We start from the raw sequence: 14,931 nt of genomic DNA on the forward strand, positions 1-14,931 counted from the left end.
TAACTTGCTGCTTTTCTTAACAAATCATAACAAGTCATGACTACAAAAAATACAAAGAAAAAGGCCCTTTGCTAAATAATCTGCAAAGGGCCTTTTTTCTATGGTCTCTATTATGTCCTTACTCCCACTCAATAGTACCAGGTGGTTTAGAAGTAATATCATAGCATACACGATTGATGCCATTTACTTCGTTCACAATTCTTGATGATATACGTTCTAGCAGCTCATAAGGCAAACGTGCCCAGTCTGCCGTCATAGCATCGTCAGATGTGACAGCACGTAGAATAGCTGGATTAGCATAAGTCCGCTCATCGCCCATTACACCAACTGTCTTTACCGTTGTTGGTAGAACAACGAAAGATTGCCAGATCTGACGATAGAGACCTGATTTTTTGATCTCTTGGAAAACAATATCGTCAGCTTCTCGTAAAACATCGAGACTTTCTTTGGTGACAGCACCAAGGACTCGAATGGCTAGTCCTGGACCAGGGAATGGTTGACGCCAAACGATATCATCTGGCAAGCCTAGAGCTTGACCGACTGTACGCACTTCGTCTTTGAAAAGTGTTCGCAAAGGTTCAATCAATTCAAACTGCATGTCTTCTGGCAGACCACCTACGTTGTGGTGTGTTTTGATAGTAGCTGCCGTAGAAGTTCCGCTTTCAATAACATCTGGATAGAGAGTTCCTTGAACAAGGTAATCTACTTTGCCTATCTTGGCCGCTTCTTCTTCGAAGACGCGGATAAATTCGTTACCAATGCTTTTTCGCTTCGTCTCTGGATCGGAAACTCCTTCGATTTTTTTGAGGAATCGCTCTTCAGCCTCTACGAAGATGAGGTTCATGCCCAGTTCTTCGCGAAATGTCTTGACGACTCGTTCTGATTCATTGAGACGCATAAAGCCATGATCGACGTAGACACAGGTAAGTTGATCACCTACAGCACGGTGCACGAGTAAAGCTGCTACAGATGAGTCAACACCACCGGAGAGTGCACAAAGCACTTTCCCTTTGCCTACTTTATTGCGAATCAATTCAACTTGTTCTTCAATAAAGTTTTCTGTCGTCCAATCGCCTTGGCAACCACAAACGTCAAAAAGGAAGCTTTTCAGCATATCCATTCCTTGTGGTGTATGACGAACTTCAGGGTGGAATTGTACACCATAAAAACGGCGCTCACTATGACCCATAGCCGCAAAAGGAGCGTGATCTGTTTTACCTGTAACTATAAAACCAGTTGGCAAAGCTTCTACTTTGTCACCATGACTCATCCAACATTGAATAGCACCGCTAAGGTCTTTAAAAAGACCTTCTTCAGCAGTGATCGTTAGATCTGCTTTACCATATTCTCGCTTGTCGGATTTAGAAACTTTCCCACCTAATTGATGAGTCATTAACTGCATGCCGTAACAGATACCTAGAATAGGAATACCTAAGTCATAAATAGCAGGATCAACAGCGGGAGCTTCTTCTGCATAGACGCTTGAAGGTCCACCAGAAAAAATAATGCCTTTAGGGTTCATCGCTTTTATTTCTGCTATAGCCATGTTGAAAGGATGCATTTCGCAGTATACATTCAATTCCCGCACCCTTCTAGCGATGAGCTGATTGTATTGGCCTCCAAAGTCAAGGACCAATACTGTTTCGTGAGATTTTGTCAAAACTTTCGCTCCTCTCAATTCGGTAGAACTCTCTCTTTAGGATTCGTAAACTTCTCTTTTTAAGACGGCCACAAAGGGAAAGTGACGATATTTTTCAGCGTAATCCAAGCCGTAACCAACTACAAACTCATCAGGTATGGTAAAGCCATTGTAGTCCGGTTCAATGGGAATGGTACGACGATTGGGCTTGTCCAAGATGGTGCAGGTTTTTACAGAGGCGGCACCACGAGACTTTAAATTATCAATCAGGTAGTTAAGGGTCAAACCAGTATCAACAATGTCTTCTACAATTAGAATGTGACGGTCTTCAACAGCTTTATCAAGATCTTTAAGAATTCTTACAGCGCCTGAAGACTTAGCACCTTGTCCATAACTAGATACAGCCATAAAATCAATCGTTACAGGTATCTTTATAGCACGAATCAGATCGGCCATAAATACTAGTGCGCCCTTAAGAATACCTACCACTAGCAGGTCTTTACCTTCATAATCTGCCGAGATCTGAGCACCTAATTCTTTAACTTTCGCTTGCAGTTCTTCTTCAGAAAGAAGGATACGATCAATGACTTGCTCCATGGTAACGCCGCCTTTCACCTTCGTTTCGACTTATCTTTAACATAAATAAGGCCGGCATCATCTACCGGCCGTTAGCAACAAGTCTGCATTCTATGTTAGATTCACCGAGTCTCAAAAAATTATACCAAGGAATGAAAAAAGATGTCAATCCTTCTCGGAATTTGTCGCTTCCTTTTCCTTCATTAGTGTTGGCAGGATTACTTCTATCTTCTGATCATAATCCCAAAACTCAACTGTAAAATGTAGCCGATCTTCCGGTGCATTCCGACTGGTAGCTTCTATGACAGCTTTGTGTACTACTTCTTTCCAGGGATCAACCCAGATGCGGTATTGAAAATCTTTCCACAACGTTGTCAATAATTTATTAGTTACTGTGGCGTTAAGTTCTAAGACAAGGCATTCTATGTCTCGACTTTTTTCTCTACTCACAACAACAGCATCTTGTATATCGCTTACTTCTAGGACAGAAAGGGGACTAATCTCTTTAAGCAGTAAATCTTGTGGTCCAAAGTCAGCTTTTTCAATACTGTACCAGCCTTTTTTCAAAGGATCCCAGAGATAAAACTGAGGGCCTACTAGAAATATCTCTGTCGGTGATTGCAATATGACGCCTTTTAGATGAAAGGTTTCTCCACCAGAGCGTTCTCCTGAAAAACGACTGACTAACTCATCACGACCATCAACACGAATAAAAAATCGACTTTCAAAACGAAAATCTGAGCTTTGTAGTGTTTCTACCATTGCTTTAGTGACTAGTGCTGTTGGATCTTCTGGATTCCAGCGTTGTTGATAGAACCAGTATGCAAGGGCTCCCCCAACAATCAAAGCCAATGTTACTATGGCAATGATTAATTTTACCCACCAGCGCCTCAAAGCATAGCTCCCCCTTCCCTACCTTTCCTTTACAGGAAAGATATTTGTCTGGAAAGGGAACTATGTTACTTTTCACTACTCTGGTCTAGCGCATTCGCTTGCTTTACCTTGTAAAATGGCAAGGCCATGTGGTAGGGCTGATAAAATTATATCGAGGCATTCAGCAACAGCCTTAGGACTGCCTGGTAAATTGACGATTAAAGCAGTACCACGAATTCCAGCGATTCCTCTAGTAAGCATGGCTCTAGGTGTAATCTTTAGCGATTCAGCTCGCATAACTTCAGCAATTCCAGGAACAAGCCGCTCTACTACATCCATTGTAGCTTCTGGCGTTACGTCACGAGGCGCAAAGCCTGTGCCTCCTGTGGTAAAGATGAGGTCAATGCTATCTTCATCAGCCATTTGCCGCATTGTCTCGGCAAGTAAATCTCTTTCATCGGCCACGATCTCGTAACGAACTACCTGACCCTTAATGGTTGCTATTTTCTCTGCGATTACTTGACCGGAGCGGTCTTCTCGCTCCCCTCTACTACCTTTATCAGAAGCTGTGATAATGCCGACTCTTATCATCCTTAGTCCACTCCATCTTCTTTTTCACCAGCGGTGAATAAGACTGTGATTGTATCGCCCACTTGAATAGGTCCACTTTCTATGATTTTGATGAAAATGCCTTCTTTGGGCATGACACAATCTCCAGCTTGATAGTAGATGGCACAACGATTGTGACATTCTTTGCCAATCTGCGTTACTTCACCGATAGCTTGTTCTCCAAGTTGAATGCGGCTACCGAGCGGTAAACTGAGCAAATCAAGACCTTCTGTCGTAATATTTTCAGCAAAATCACCGGGATGAACGTCTAAACCACAGTTACGCATTTTCTCAATACTTTCTATCGCTAGCAAGCTCACTTGACGATGCCAAGGTCCACCATGAGCATCTCCAGCTAAGCCAAAGTCAGCTTCTAATGTGCCTTGGCCGATATTTTTTTTACGTACACCTTTTTTTTCACTACTACAAACAGCTACAATTTTTCCTTGCTTGCTTGCTTTTTCTAGCTTTGTAGCTTTCTCTTTAGCTATGGTCTCTTGGGGCTTAACTATTGCTTCGCCTCGTCGATAATGACCACTCTTACCGCCTTTTTTCTCAAGCAAAGTAATATCACTAATAACCATAGCTTTATCTATGGCTTTGGCCATGTCATAGATAGTCAAAGCGGCTACAGAAACAGCTGTTAAGGCTTCCATCTCTACGCCTGTCTTACCTGTAGTTTTTACCGTTGCTTTAATTTCGATGGCTAAGTTCTCTTCGTCGAAGGTAAAGTCTACTGTTACACTTGTGATCATCAGCGGGTGGCACAGGGGGATTAAGTCGCTCGTTCTTTTGACTGCCATTATTCCAGCAAGACGTGCAACAGAAAGAACATCACCTTTTTCTATCGTACCCTTTTGAATTCTCTCATAAGTTTCCCTAGCCATGGTAATGCGACCTTGGGCAATAGCTTGGCGCTCTGTATCTGCTTTCGGGCTCACATCTACCATATGAGCCCGCCCTTGTTCATCAAAGTGTGTCAAATCTGACAAGATCAAAGCCTCCTCTATAAGTAAAAGCCTAGAGCAATGAAGCAAGAACTAGCCACCGATTTGGGACATGATACGGCCTTGTCCAGCCCAACCTTCATCGCTTAGACAGTGTTGTTCTGGTTTGGACTCAATGGCTTGCCGAAAAAGAAGTTGCAATTTCTTTTCTGTTGCTCCCATACGCAAAGGTGTCTTCAGATCCATTTCTTTCTGTGCATGTAGACAAGGTCGCAATTGCCCTTCTGCTGTTAGACGTAAGCGATTGCAAGTACCACAAAAGTGTTTGGAAATAGCACTGATAAAGCCTACCGTTCCTTGAGCTGATGGTAAAGTATAGTAAGTTGCCGGACCGCAACCTTTAATACCTTCATGGCTTTGAAGTTTTTGGCCACTCTCGATTAGTTTCTCTTTCATCTCATCGATAGAAACGAAGTGTCCCCTGTAGGATGCTTCTCCTTCTCCAATAGGCATGATTTCAATAAAGCGTACATGAATGGGCCAGCGTTTTGTTAAACAAGCAAAGTCGGCAATTTCATCGTCATTAATGCCTCCCATGACGACAACGTTGACTTTTACGGGGTGAAATTGAGCCTCTAAAGCCGCTTCGATGCCAGACCAGACTTCATCAATATGGCCATTGCGTGTAATTTCCTGAAACCGTTGTGGATGCATAGTGTCTAAACTAATGTTAACACGGTCAAGTCCCGCTTTTTTTAAGTCCTCTGCATATTGGGGAAGTAAAATTCCATTAGTCGTTAGGGCTACTTCTTCAATGCCTGGGATAGCTTTAACAGCGGCTACAAAAGATAGTAGATCTTTGCGCACCAAAGGTTCGCCACCGGTAAGGCGTACTCGCCGAATGCCTAGAGAGGCGGCAACTTGGATCAACTTTTCCATTTCTTCGAAAGTCAATATTTCTTCATGACTTAGTAAGGAGACACCTTCTTCTGGCATGCAATAGACACAGCGAAGGTTACAACGATCGGTGACTGATACACGAAGGTAGTGAATATCACGAGCAAAGCGATCAAGCATGAAGGCCACCTCTTTCTAGACTAGCTTATCGCAGTAGAAGTATTTCAACCTTTTCTCCGGCGACAACACCTTCAGAAGATCTAGGGATGCAGAGCAGTCCGTCAGCTCTAACGAGAGACATAATTACACCGGCCCCTCTTTTGATAGGGGAAGCAAGCCATTCCCCGGTTTGTTCATTTTTTTCTAACCTTACACGCACCCATTCTTCTACACCAAGTGTAGAAGGGATTTTGCGTGCCATCTTTGCTTCAAGCTTTTTATCTTCTACTTTTAGATTTCTTATTTTCTCAAGCAAAGGTTTTAAGAACAACCTAGCTGTTAGAGCTGTAGAAACAGGATAACCAGGTAATCCAATAATTGCTTTGTTGGCAATAGAGCCTAAAATAACTGGTTTGCCTGGTTTGATTGCTACACCATGAGTAAGTAATGTGCCCATCTTAGTTACAATTTTTGCTGTATAGTCTTCTCTTCCTGCCGAAGAACCAGCGTTGATGACTACAATATCAGCTTCTTCTATTGCTTTTTCTACTCTTTTCTGCAAGGCTTCTTCGTCATCAGCTGTAATGGGATAGACAATTGCTTCTGCGCCCCATTCTTCTACAAGGCCTTTTAAGATGGTGGAGTTAAATTCAATGAGCTGTCCTGGCTCTGGAACTGTACCGGCTTGCACCAGTTCTGTCCCAGTTGGCAAAATAGCAACTTTCGGTTGACACTCTACTTTGACTTGAGCGATAGCGCCTGCTAAAAGTGCACCTAGATCCCAGGGACGCAGTATCGTGCCTGCTGGAACGATCGGGTCGCCTTGGTTTATATCTTCTCCAATGGAACGGATATGCTGACCTGGAATGGCTGGCGCTCTTATTTCTACTTCTTCGGGAGAAATAACTTGCAGATGCTCAACCATGATCACAGCATCAAAGTCTTGGGGGACTTCATCACCCGTATCAACGATGCGCCCTTCTTTTTCTAGTACTATTTTTATTGGCTTACTGTCTGAAGCACCAAAAGTATTTTCAGATCGCACAGCAATACCATCCATTGCTGAAGCAGGAAAGTGTGGCGAAGCTATAGCCGCTGTCGCTGTTTCCACAAGACGGCGTCCTAAGGCTCTAGAAACAGGAATAATTTCTTCTCTTCTAAAGCTTTCTGCAGGAAAGGCGGCTAAGAATTCTTCCAAAGCTTCTTCCCAAGGACGATTATCGAGATAGATTTTTTCGGCAATGATTTTATGATTACAATCTAAAGACATCGATCCACTCCCCTGTTTGTACCCCTTCTTTTACTAGTGCAATTCTTGCTAATCCTTCTGCTTCTGCAAGAGGACGAATAAGACCAGACTTCCCAAATACAGGAATAGCCCACCATTCACCTTCCCGTTGTTCTAGGCGGACAGGAAAATACTCTTCTCGTCCTGATGTGGAGGCCATATTGCGATCAATTCTTGCCGTAAGCCACTGAAAGGGTTTGTTCGCTTGCAAAGATAATGTGGCGTTTAACAAAGGTGATAAAAGCAAACGAAAAACTACGGCCGCTGAAGTAGGTTGGCCTGGTACTCCAAAAAGTAAGACAGAACCAATGGTCACTGCCAATGTAGGCTTACCTGGTTTCATGTGAAGTCCATGAAACAAAACCTTGCTTTCAGGAAAAGAAGCTAACACTTCTTCTGTCAAATCTCTCGTCCCTACAGAGCTCCCTCCAGAAAGGCATATATAATCACAAATCTCCAAAGCTTCTGCTACCTTTTGGCGCAGTTTGTTAAAATCATCAGCTATGATGCCATAAAAGCGCACTTCAGCTCCCGCTTCTTGAGCCAAAGCGGCTATAGTATAAGAATTTATATCTCTCACGGAAGCACCGGACAGAGCTTTTTCTGGGCTTACTAGCTCATCACCCGTAGCAATTAGGCCCAGCACAGGCTTTTTGTATACGGGAACTTCATGTATACCAACGGCGGCAAGAACTCCAATCGATGTAGAGGTCAAACGATGGCCTTGAGGCAACAAAAGTTGATCGCCTTGAATATCTTCACCACGACGAAGCCTGTTCTCACTAGGAGCAACACCGCGAGTTATTTCAACATACTTTTGAAGGCCCTTAAGCTGTAGACCTTCTTGCACTACTTGATTATCGGGGAGGTTATCAAAAGCTAAATCTTTTTCTGTAAGCAGTTCTGTATATTCAACCATGACAACAGCATCAGCTTCTCGAGGCAACATAGCCCCCGTAGCCACAGCAACAGCCTGACCAGGAGCAAGAGTAAGATTAGTCTCTTCTCCCATCAGAACTTCGCCTACAAGAGGAAAATAAAGAGGCACTTCTTCTGATGCGGCAAAAGTATCAACAGCTCTAACAGCATAGCCATCAACAGTTGAACGATCAAAAGTAGGTACATCAAGAGGAGCTAATACAGGGTTAGCCAAAATACGCCCCACCGCTGAAAGCAGAGGAACTTTCTCCATCTCTCTCTGAGGCTTGGTCATCTCATGTTGAAGAAGCAACTCCCTTGCTTCTTCAACAGTCTTTACTCTAAAAAAACTTTTCATCATATTAACAAATTCCTATTAAAAACAGCCTAACTGGCAAGCACGTATTTTAATCCGCAATTCATCAGCCATGGTACCGACTTCATCATAGGGCACTTGCATTTCTTCAGCTAAAGCTCGAGCTTTTTCACAAGTAATGCTGTTGTTTTGAGCTTCTTCACTTAAACGTTTTTTCAGTTCATCTTTTTTAGTCATCTTAAAGTTGCCTCCTCTTTATAAGTATAGAAACCTTACTCTATTCATTAGTAAAACCACAGAGAAGCAAAAAGACCAGCTCCTAAGGAAGGAGTCGGTCTTTGATTAATGACATTGACTGCTCCTTTCCAAAAAGGGGGGGCTTGGTCGTTTCCCACCAAACCGTTTACCTATCTTTTTCAAGTAGGTCGGCCCTTATGTCCTAGATTGTAATCCGTAGACAAAAAGGGCTCGGAACATAGTTTATTTAGTTTTTTTGTACTTGTACAAACAGATTAATTTGTTATGGTTCTGAAGTCAAGCAGAAAGGACACTTCTTGTGCACTTTTTATCTTGTTTTGCATACTATGGCCTAGCATTGAGAAAAAAAGCAGGTGATCCTGGTGAAGTGGGCTCTAGTACTCAGCGGTGGGGGATCAAAAGGGGTCGCTCATATTGGTGTAATTCGAGCGCTAGAAGAAGCCAATTTACAGCCTTCCTTTGTCATTGGCGTTAGTGCTGGTAGTTTTATTGCTTCTTTGTACGGCACTGGTTATTCTTCTTCTGAAATGCTTTCTATTACTAGAAAGCATCGTAATCATCATTTATTTGATTTTGATTGGCGCTGGGCTTGGCATGCCTTTTTGGGTGTTTTTTACAAAGTATGTGGTAAGCCTTCATTTTTTCTTTGGCCTCGTATCCCTTCTGGAATTTTGCGAGGTCGTCAATTTGAACGCTTATTGGAAAGAATCTGGGAGAAAGAAACTTTAGACTCTACTACACCACCAGTAGTTATTACAGCTACTGACTTAATCTCTGGTTCAGCTCTTTGTTTTACTCCTAAGAATCTAAAGCCTCTTTATCCGCTACCTTACAGACGCTTTATAAACGATGTCCCTATTGCCAGAGCTGTTCGTGCCAGTTGTGGTGTTCCTGGCGTTTTTCAACCACTTTGTTTTGAAGGCATGGCTCTTGTTGATGGTGCAGTGCGCTCAAATCTTCCAGCTGATGTAGCTAGAGCCCTCGGTGCAGAGAAAGTTATCTGCGTCAGTTTACGTAATCCTGACACTCCCTCACATTCCGCTCAAAACTTGATTGAAACGATGCTACGTTCTCTTGATATTCTGGGCTTAGAAACAGATCTGCGTACTATGCAAGAGGGAGCAAACTTAATTCTTGAGCCTTCTGTACAGGAGATTCGAGTTTTTGATTTTAGTCAAATTGATGAAGCTGTACAGGCGGGCTATAAAACTACTATTTCCGCATTACCAGAAATCAGACGTATGCTAGCACCACAAGAGGAAAAGTTATCTTCTGATGCTTCTGAAGTACAAAAAGAGAAAGATCTAAAGAATGTTTATTCGAAAAATGTACAAGAAGAAAAAAAGATGCCATCTAAATTGATTGTAAAGATTAATGGAAAATGAAGATATAAAAACCCCCTGGCTTCTACTCTGTATTCAAAGCAGTTCAAGCCAGGGGGTTGGTTATGCGCCGTAGGCTAATATTATTGCCTGTGCTATTGATTTGATACTCGTTCTTTTGTTCATTGCTTGCTTCTGAATTCTCCGGAATGCTTCAGTCTCACTTAGACCTTGATGAGACATTAAGAGTCCTTTTGCTTTCTCTACTAATTTACGTGTCATTATCGTATCTTTAAGCTTGTTAATCTCTTCTTCAAGCTTGATAATCTCACGAAAGCGACTTACTGCAATGTTTACTATTGGTTCTAGTGTAGCCGCTAGTACAGGTTTGCGTAGATAAGGAATCATCGTTTCATTTTCAGAGCGACCGTATAGCCCCACATAACCAGGTTCAACTAAAAGAATCACGGCACAGAGTTTTTCTTCTTCGATAATTTCAGCTACATGTTCCCCGTCTCGCAGGGTAGAATTATGAGTAATAAAGGCTAGATCTGGTGTTAGTCTGCGCAGAATCTTCAAAGTCTCTAAACTATTACTTGCTTCTCCCACAACTACGTGACCCATGGCGTTTAACATTTTTTTTAACTCTTTCCGTTGTCCAGCGTCACTATCACCAATAATAATTTTTAAACTATGCATACGAATGCTTCGCCCCCATCGTTGTCACCATAGAGATGTCTACTAATTAAGACAGAAACTGATGGATACAACTTAATATCTGGGTATATATAACTGCTATGTAATAATTATGTTTAACTTTTTTTTCTGTCTACGTTTTTTATTGTAACTATCTCTTGCTTATACGTCAAAGGATTCTAAGGAAGTATACATAATTCTTATGATATACTTGCAGTATCAAAGTATTTTTACTATCGCAGGGGGAGAAAATGGATTACCTATTGCTTATTCTCATTGGTCTTTTTGCTGGCGGCCTTGGTTCTCTAGTTGGTGTAGGTGGTGGATTCGTTGTAATTCCTTTTTTACTGCTTTTTTTCGACTATCCTCCTGCATGGGCTGTTGCAACGTCTTTGGCTTTTATCTTTGTAAATTCTCTGTCTAGTTCTATAGTCTATAGTCAGCAAAAACGTATTGATTTCAAAACAGGCATACCTTTTGCTATTAGCACTATTCCAGGTGCTATTGCAGGTGCTTTTATTATTCCTTACTTTGCTGAAAGAACTTTTGATACTGCTTTTGGCCTCTTGCTCATTGCTGTTTCTATTTTTATGCTTATGCGCCCTGAAGGACCTGTTAAAGATCGTACACCCTCTTGGCTTGGTCCAAAAGTAACACGTCAATTTGTTGACGCTCACGGTGTTGAGTATAACTATAGCTTTAGTATTAAGTTTGGCATGTTGTTGAGCTTTGGGGTAGGCTTTATTTCAAGTCTCTTTGGGATTGGCGGGGGAATTATTCATGTGCCTGCTATGACACTTTTGCTAGGAATTCCTCCTCATATTGCTACTGCTACTTCTATGTTTATCTTGACTATTTCCACAGTAGTTGCTTCCTTTGCCCACTTTACGCAAGGGAATGTTCAACTTATGACGGCTCTTTTTCTTGCATTAGGCGCTATTGCAGGTGGACAAGTAGGAGCTCGTTTAGCTCCTAAAATTAAAGGCCCTTTGTTAATGCGTATCTTTGCTGGCCTCATGTTCATATTGGCGCTTCAGTTGTTAACAAAGTAAAAAAGAGCAGAACTGCTTAGTCTGCTCTTTTGTTATAGCATTTATAATACTTGTGCTGTACCTTGGTAAATCAGTCCTCGTTCAGTATCTAAAGTTACTTCCATGCCAGTTTCTAATGCTGTCATTGCTTCTCGCACACCAACGATAACAGGGATATTGTAATGTAGGCCTACTATAGCGGCATGTGAAGTTAGTCCTCCCTCTACAGTAATTATACCTTTACACCTTTCGATAGCTGGAATGTACTCTTTGTCAGTTCCAAAGGCTACGAGGATATCTCCTTTTTCCACTTTTTCCAAATCTTCAGCTGTTCGACAAATAGTTATTTTGCCAGTAGTCGTCATTTTACCAATACCCATACCACGTGCGGCGATTTTACCAGTTATATGAACTTTAACCATGTTAGTAGTACCAGAAACACCAACAGGCACACCTGCTGTAACTACAACGAGATCACCAGATATTATGCGATTTTCCAACTGTGCACATTCAATTGCTTCTGCTAGCATGGCGTCTGTTCCTTTTGTTTCCTTAACGCGCATAGGCTCAACACCCCAGACAATAGCAAGTTGCCTTGTTACAGCATCTTCAGGTGTAGAAGCTATTATATTACATTTAGGTCTATAGCGAGAAACCATGCGCGCTGTTGAACCTGATTTGGTAAGAGTGATGATTGCTTTAGCTGAGAGATCAGAAGCGATCACGCAAGTAGCATGACTGATCGAATCAGTAACATTATTGAAGCTGGCATGATTGCAACGTGATAGTTTTTTATCTTGTAAAAGCGCTTGTTCTGCTCGACTAGCTATACGAGCCATCATTTCAACAGCCTCTACTGGATATTTCCCTGCCGCTGTCTCACCGGAGAGCATGATGGCATCAGTGCCATCAAATATAGCATTAGCCACATCAGTCGCTTCAGCACGAGTAGGTCGGGGATTGCGAATCATAGAGTCAAGCATTTGCGTAGCAGTTATTACAGGTTTGCCGATGTTATTACACTTTTCTATGATCTCTTTTTGTACTACTGGCACTTCTTCAGTAGGTATCTCTACGCCTAGATCACCTCGAGCGATCATGATGCCATCAGCTACTTTCAGTATCTCATCAATGTTTTTTACACCTTCATGGTTTTCAATTTTTGCAATGAGCTGAATTGAAGCACCATGGCGTTCAATAATCCTGCGAATATCTAGTACGTCGTCACTATCGCGAGTAAAGGAAATAGCAATAAAATCAACTTTATTCCTAGCGGCAAATTCTAGGTCAGCTATCTCTTTAGCTGAGATAGCTGGGATGTTAAGCGCTAAGCCTGGTACACTGAGACCTTTACGACTTGATACGATTCCTCCGTCTAAGACAGTACACAAAACACGCTTTTCTTCTACGCGAATAACTTTTAACTCTACATTACCGTCATCAATAAGAATTTTTGTTCCTGTTATAACGTCGCTAGCCAAATCTGCGTAGGAAATCGGCAGAGCCTCTTCTGTACCCTCACTTCCGTCATCAGGGTATAAGCAGAGCATTTTATCTTTTTCTAAATTGATTTTATCTTGGGCAACTTGTCCGATGCGAACTTCAGGGCCTTTCGTATCTAAGAGAATACCTACAGGTACTTTGGTTTCCCAGGCCGCCGCTCTAACTGCTTTTATTGCTTTTTCATGGTCTTCATGGTTACCGTGAGAAAAGTTAAAGCGGGCAACTCTCATCCCAGCGCCTACCATTTTAAGGAGTGTTTCATGTTTCATACTGGCCGGTCCTATGGTACAAACAATTTTGGTGCGCAACAACGTTTTTCTGCCCCCTTTGCTTTTTCCAAGCTATCATTTATTGTTCCTCTTTATACTGTGGAATATTTTCTAAATAAATAATAAGCCCGTAGGCTCTATTGCATATGCATTCAATAGACCTACGGGCTTAGTCTTAGCTTTAATAGTATTTTTGGTTGTTTTTGTCACTTTAACTATTATACTACCTTATCCAACTTTGCTATTACGATAAGTAGGTTGATCTACGAAAATTCTATCCTGACATTGTGGGCAAGCAAATTCATCGTGCCATACAACTGGAATATCAGGATTGACCAACAAATCATGCAAAACCAGTGTTGAACCACAATCGGGACAATTTGCTTCTATGTATACTGGCTTGCCATCTGGTCTCTGTTCATAAGCTGCTAATTCTTTCATTATTGGCCATCACCTCCTTACCAAAGTTACCACTCATAGTGTTTAGTATAACACGGAAAAAGAGGCTTATCTATAAATATAATCTCTACAAATGTTAAAAAAATATTTAATAAAAAAATTATTCTTCATACTAGCAATGACTTAGATTGAGAGCACACCTGAAAGTTTATACAGAGCCATATCTAGTTCATTCGACTTTTTAAATGCTTCTTCTAGATTTTTTTCTGCAAGCTGTCCCTTATGAACAGAGAGCATTACATTTCCTTGTCCTCTTAATATAAGCTCTACAGCACGAGAGCCCATGCGAGAAGCCCAGAGACGGTCAATAGCTGTAGGACTACCTCCACGCTGTATATGTCCTAAGATGGTTACTCTCGTTTCTAAGCCAGTTTTTGCTTCGATAGATTCACCAATCTTAACAGCACTACCTACGCCTTCTGCAACCAATATAATTGAGTGTAATTTGCCTCTTTCGTGTCCTCTAAGCAGACGAGCACAAACATCATCAATGTTAAAAGGCACTTCTGGTACCAATATAGATTCTGCACCACCAGCTAAGCCTGCTTGTAAAGCAATATGACCGGAGCTACGACCCATTACTTCTATCACGTTTGTTCTATCATGAGATGTTGCTGTATCTCGAATCTTATTAATAGCGTCTAATACAGTATTTACTGCTGTATCAAAGCCTATGGTATATTCTGTCCCTGGAATATCATTGTCAATAGTACCAGGAATGCAGACTACCGGAATACCTCTTTCCATCAGTTTCATAGCACCACGAAAAGAACCATCTCCACCGATGACAATAAGGCCTTCTATACCTGCTTGACCGAGCATTTCTGCGCCTTTGTCTTGGTTTGATGATTCCATAAATTCAATGGAACGAGCTGTTCGCAAAATAGTTCCACCGCGATGAATGATGTCACCGACTGAACCAACATCCATAGCAAGGTACTCTCCTGATAACAAGCCTGCATAACCACGCATAATCCCTGTTACCTTGATATCATTATAAATAGAAGTACGTACGACTGCGCGTATACAAGCGTTCATCCCTGGTGCATCGCCACCTGAGGTCAAGATGCCAATTCTTGTAACCATTTTGCAATATCCTCCTGCTAGGTTGTTTCTTAATTATCATGCCCAGCACCAAGATATTTCACCACAGCTCATACATGACAGTAAA

15 protein-coding genes, 1 pseudogene and 1 riboswitch are annotated in these 14,931 nt (G+C 41.9%); of the genes and pseudogenes, 2 read left to right on the forward strand and 14 right to left on the reverse strand.

Translation table 11 applies throughout. The features are described from left to right. Positions 1-118: 118 nt before the first annotated feature. From guaA to F9B85_RS14305, 10 genes and pseudogenes are all read right to left on the reverse strand, one after another. Positions 119-1,660 (reverse strand): glutamine-hydrolyzing GMP synthase, encoded by a 1,542-nt coding sequence (gene guaA / locus F9B85_RS05085; RefSeq protein WP_151619198.1) that lies wholly within the window; start codon positions 1,658-1,660, stop codon positions 119-121. A 36-nt stretch (positions 1,661-1,696) separates the two neighbouring features. Next, entirely contained in the window at positions 1,697-2,236 is a 540-nt protein-coding gene (gene hpt / locus F9B85_RS05090) for a hypoxanthine phosphoribosyltransferase (RefSeq protein WP_151619200.1), read from the reverse strand. Positions 2,237-2,380: 144 nt separating this feature from the next. Further along, positions 2,381-3,109 (reverse strand): hypothetical protein, encoded by a 729-nt coding sequence (locus tag F9B85_RS05095; RefSeq protein WP_151619202.1) that lies wholly within the window; start codon positions 3,107-3,109, stop codon positions 2,381-2,383. A 75-nt stretch (positions 3,110-3,184) separates the two neighbouring features. Beyond that, positions 3,185-3,679, reverse strand: coding sequence for a MogA/MoaB family molybdenum cofactor biosynthesis protein (locus F9B85_RS05100; RefSeq protein WP_151619204.1), 495 nt, complete (start codon positions 3,677-3,679; stop codon positions 3,185-3,187). A 2-nt stretch (positions 3,680-3,681) separates the two neighbouring features. Beyond that, positions 3,682-4,188 carry an MOSC domain-containing protein gene (locus F9B85_RS14560; protein WP_207707054.1) on the reverse strand — a complete coding sequence of 169 codons (507 nt, stop codon included), beginning with the start codon at positions 4,186-4,188 and terminating at the stop codon, positions 3,682-3,684. Positions 4,189-4,212: 24 nt separating this feature from the next. Beyond that, positions 4,213-4,689 (reverse strand): annotated as a pseudogene (gene moaC, locus F9B85_RS14565) (cyclic pyranopterin monophosphate synthase MoaC); the annotation flags it as partial. A gap of 48 nt (positions 4,690-4,737) precedes the next feature. After that, entirely contained in the window at positions 4,738-5,721 is a 984-nt protein-coding gene (moaA, locus tag F9B85_RS05110) for a GTP 3',8-cyclase MoaA (protein ID WP_151619208.1), read from the reverse strand. Positions 5,722-5,746: 25 nt separating this feature from the next. Beyond that, a complete protein-coding gene (locus F9B85_RS05115; protein WP_151619210.1) occupies positions 5,747-6,970 on the reverse strand; it encodes a molybdopterin-binding protein in 1,224 nt (407 codons plus the stop codon). Next, positions 6,954-8,267 carry a molybdopterin molybdotransferase MoeA gene (locus F9B85_RS05120; RefSeq protein WP_243138081.1) on the reverse strand — a complete coding sequence of 438 codons (1,314 nt, stop codon included), beginning with the start codon at positions 8,265-8,267 and terminating at the stop codon, positions 6,954-6,956. Before F9B85_RS05120 ends, F9B85_RS05115 begins: the two co-directional genes overlap by 17 nt. Before the next feature lie 15 nt (positions 8,268-8,282). After that, complete coding sequence (locus F9B85_RS14305; protein WP_170270191.1) at positions 8,283-8,459, reverse strand: hypothetical protein; 177 nt, start codon at positions 8,457-8,459, stop codon at positions 8,283-8,285. Positions 8,460-8,564: 105 nt separating this feature from the next. Continuing rightward, positions 8,565-8,708, reverse strand: a riboswitch (molybdenum cofactor riboswitch). Between the two features lie 134 nt (positions 8,709-8,842). Here F9B85_RS14305 and F9B85_RS05125 point away from each other — a divergent pair. Next, positions 8,843-9,865: a patatin-like phospholipase family protein gene (locus F9B85_RS05125; RefSeq protein ID WP_170270192.1), complete on the forward strand. Its 1,023-nt coding sequence runs from the start codon at positions 8,843-8,845 to the stop codon at positions 9,863-9,865. 60 nt (positions 9,866-9,925) lie between these two features. On the opposite strand, the gene F9B85_RS05130 is transcribed toward F9B85_RS05125, so the two are convergent. Then, on the reverse strand, positions 9,926-10,501 hold the full coding sequence (locus F9B85_RS05130; RefSeq protein ID WP_151619214.1) for an ANTAR domain-containing response regulator: 576 nt from the start codon (positions 10,499-10,501) through the stop codon (positions 9,926-9,928). Positions 10,502-10,749: 248 nt separating this feature from the next. Between F9B85_RS05130 and F9B85_RS05135 the strand changes: the two genes are divergently transcribed. Further along, positions 10,750-11,550, forward strand: a complete 801-nt coding sequence (locus F9B85_RS05135; protein WP_151619216.1) for a sulfite exporter TauE/SafE family protein — start codon at positions 10,750-10,752, stop codon at positions 11,548-11,550. A gap of 41 nt (positions 11,551-11,591) precedes the next feature. Here the strand turns inward: F9B85_RS05135 and pyk are convergent, their stop codons facing one another. The 3 genes from pyk to pfkA all read right to left on the reverse strand — a co-directional run bounded on the left by pyk (position 11,592) and on the right by pfkA (position 14,846). Beyond that, the gene (gene pyk / locus F9B85_RS05140; RefSeq protein ID WP_151619218.1) at positions 11,592-13,343 is read right to left on the reverse strand and encodes a pyruvate kinase; all 1,752 of its coding nucleotides are present in this window, start codon (positions 13,341-13,343) and stop codon (positions 11,592-11,594) included. Positions 13,344-13,529: 186 nt separating this feature from the next. Next, the gene (locus F9B85_RS05145; RefSeq protein ID WP_151619219.1) at positions 13,530-13,742 is read right to left on the reverse strand and encodes a hypothetical protein; all 213 of its coding nucleotides are present in this window, start codon (positions 13,740-13,742) and stop codon (positions 13,530-13,532) included. Positions 13,743-13,883: 141 nt separating this feature from the next. Next, positions 13,884-14,846: a 6-phosphofructokinase gene (pfkA, locus tag F9B85_RS05150; RefSeq protein ID WP_151619221.1), complete on the reverse strand. Its 963-nt coding sequence runs from the start codon at positions 14,844-14,846 to the stop codon at positions 13,884-13,886. Positions 14,847-14,931 lie beyond the last annotated feature (85 nt).

It is taken from the genome of Heliorestis acidaminivorans (assembly GCF_008933955.1).
GTDB classification, from domain to species: Bacteria; Bacillota; Desulfitobacteriia; order Heliobacteriales; family Heliobacteriaceae; genus Heliorestis; species Heliorestis acidaminivorans.

What these genes read in the sequence shown, in the direction of transcription:
- F9B85_RS05145 (WP_151619219.1), bottom strand. Translation starts at nt 13,742, where the DNA reads ATGAAAGAATTAGCAGCTTATGAACAGAGACCAGATGGCAAGCCAGTA.
- F9B85_RS05130 (WP_151619214.1), bottom strand. Translation starts at nt 10,501, where the DNA reads ATGCATAGTTTAAAAATTATTATTGGTGATAGTGACGCTGGACAACGG.
- hpt (WP_151619200.1), bottom strand. Translation starts at nt 2,236, where the DNA reads ATGGAGCAAGTCATTGATCGTATCCTTCTTTCTGAAGAAGAACTGCAA.
- F9B85_RS05135 (WP_151619216.1), top strand. Translation starts at nt 10,750, where the DNA reads ATGGATTACCTATTGCTTATTCTCATTGGTCTTTTTGCTGGCGGCCTT.
- pfkA (WP_151619221.1), bottom strand. Translation starts at nt 14,846, where the DNA reads ATGGTTACAAGAATTGGCATCTTGACCTCAGGTGGCGATGCACCAGGG.
- F9B85_RS05120 (WP_243138081.1), bottom strand. Translation starts at nt 8,267, where the DNA reads ATGATGAAAAGTTTTTTTAGAGTAAAGACTGTTGAAGAAGCAAGGGAG.
- moaA (WP_151619208.1), bottom strand. Translation starts at nt 5,721, where the DNA reads ATGCTTGATCGCTTTGCTCGTGATATTCACTACCTTCGTGTATCAGTC.
- F9B85_RS05115 (WP_151619210.1), bottom strand. Translation starts at nt 6,970, where the DNA reads ATGTCTTTAGATTGTAATCATAAAATCATTGCCGAAAAAATCTATCTC.
- F9B85_RS05100 (WP_151619204.1), bottom strand. Translation starts at nt 3,679, where the DNA reads ATGATAAGAGTCGGCATTATCACAGCTTCTGATAAAGGTAGTAGAGGG.
- F9B85_RS14305 (WP_170270191.1), bottom strand. Translation starts at nt 8,459, where the DNA reads ATGACTAAAAAAGATGAACTGAAAAAACGTTTAAGTGAAGAAGCTCAA.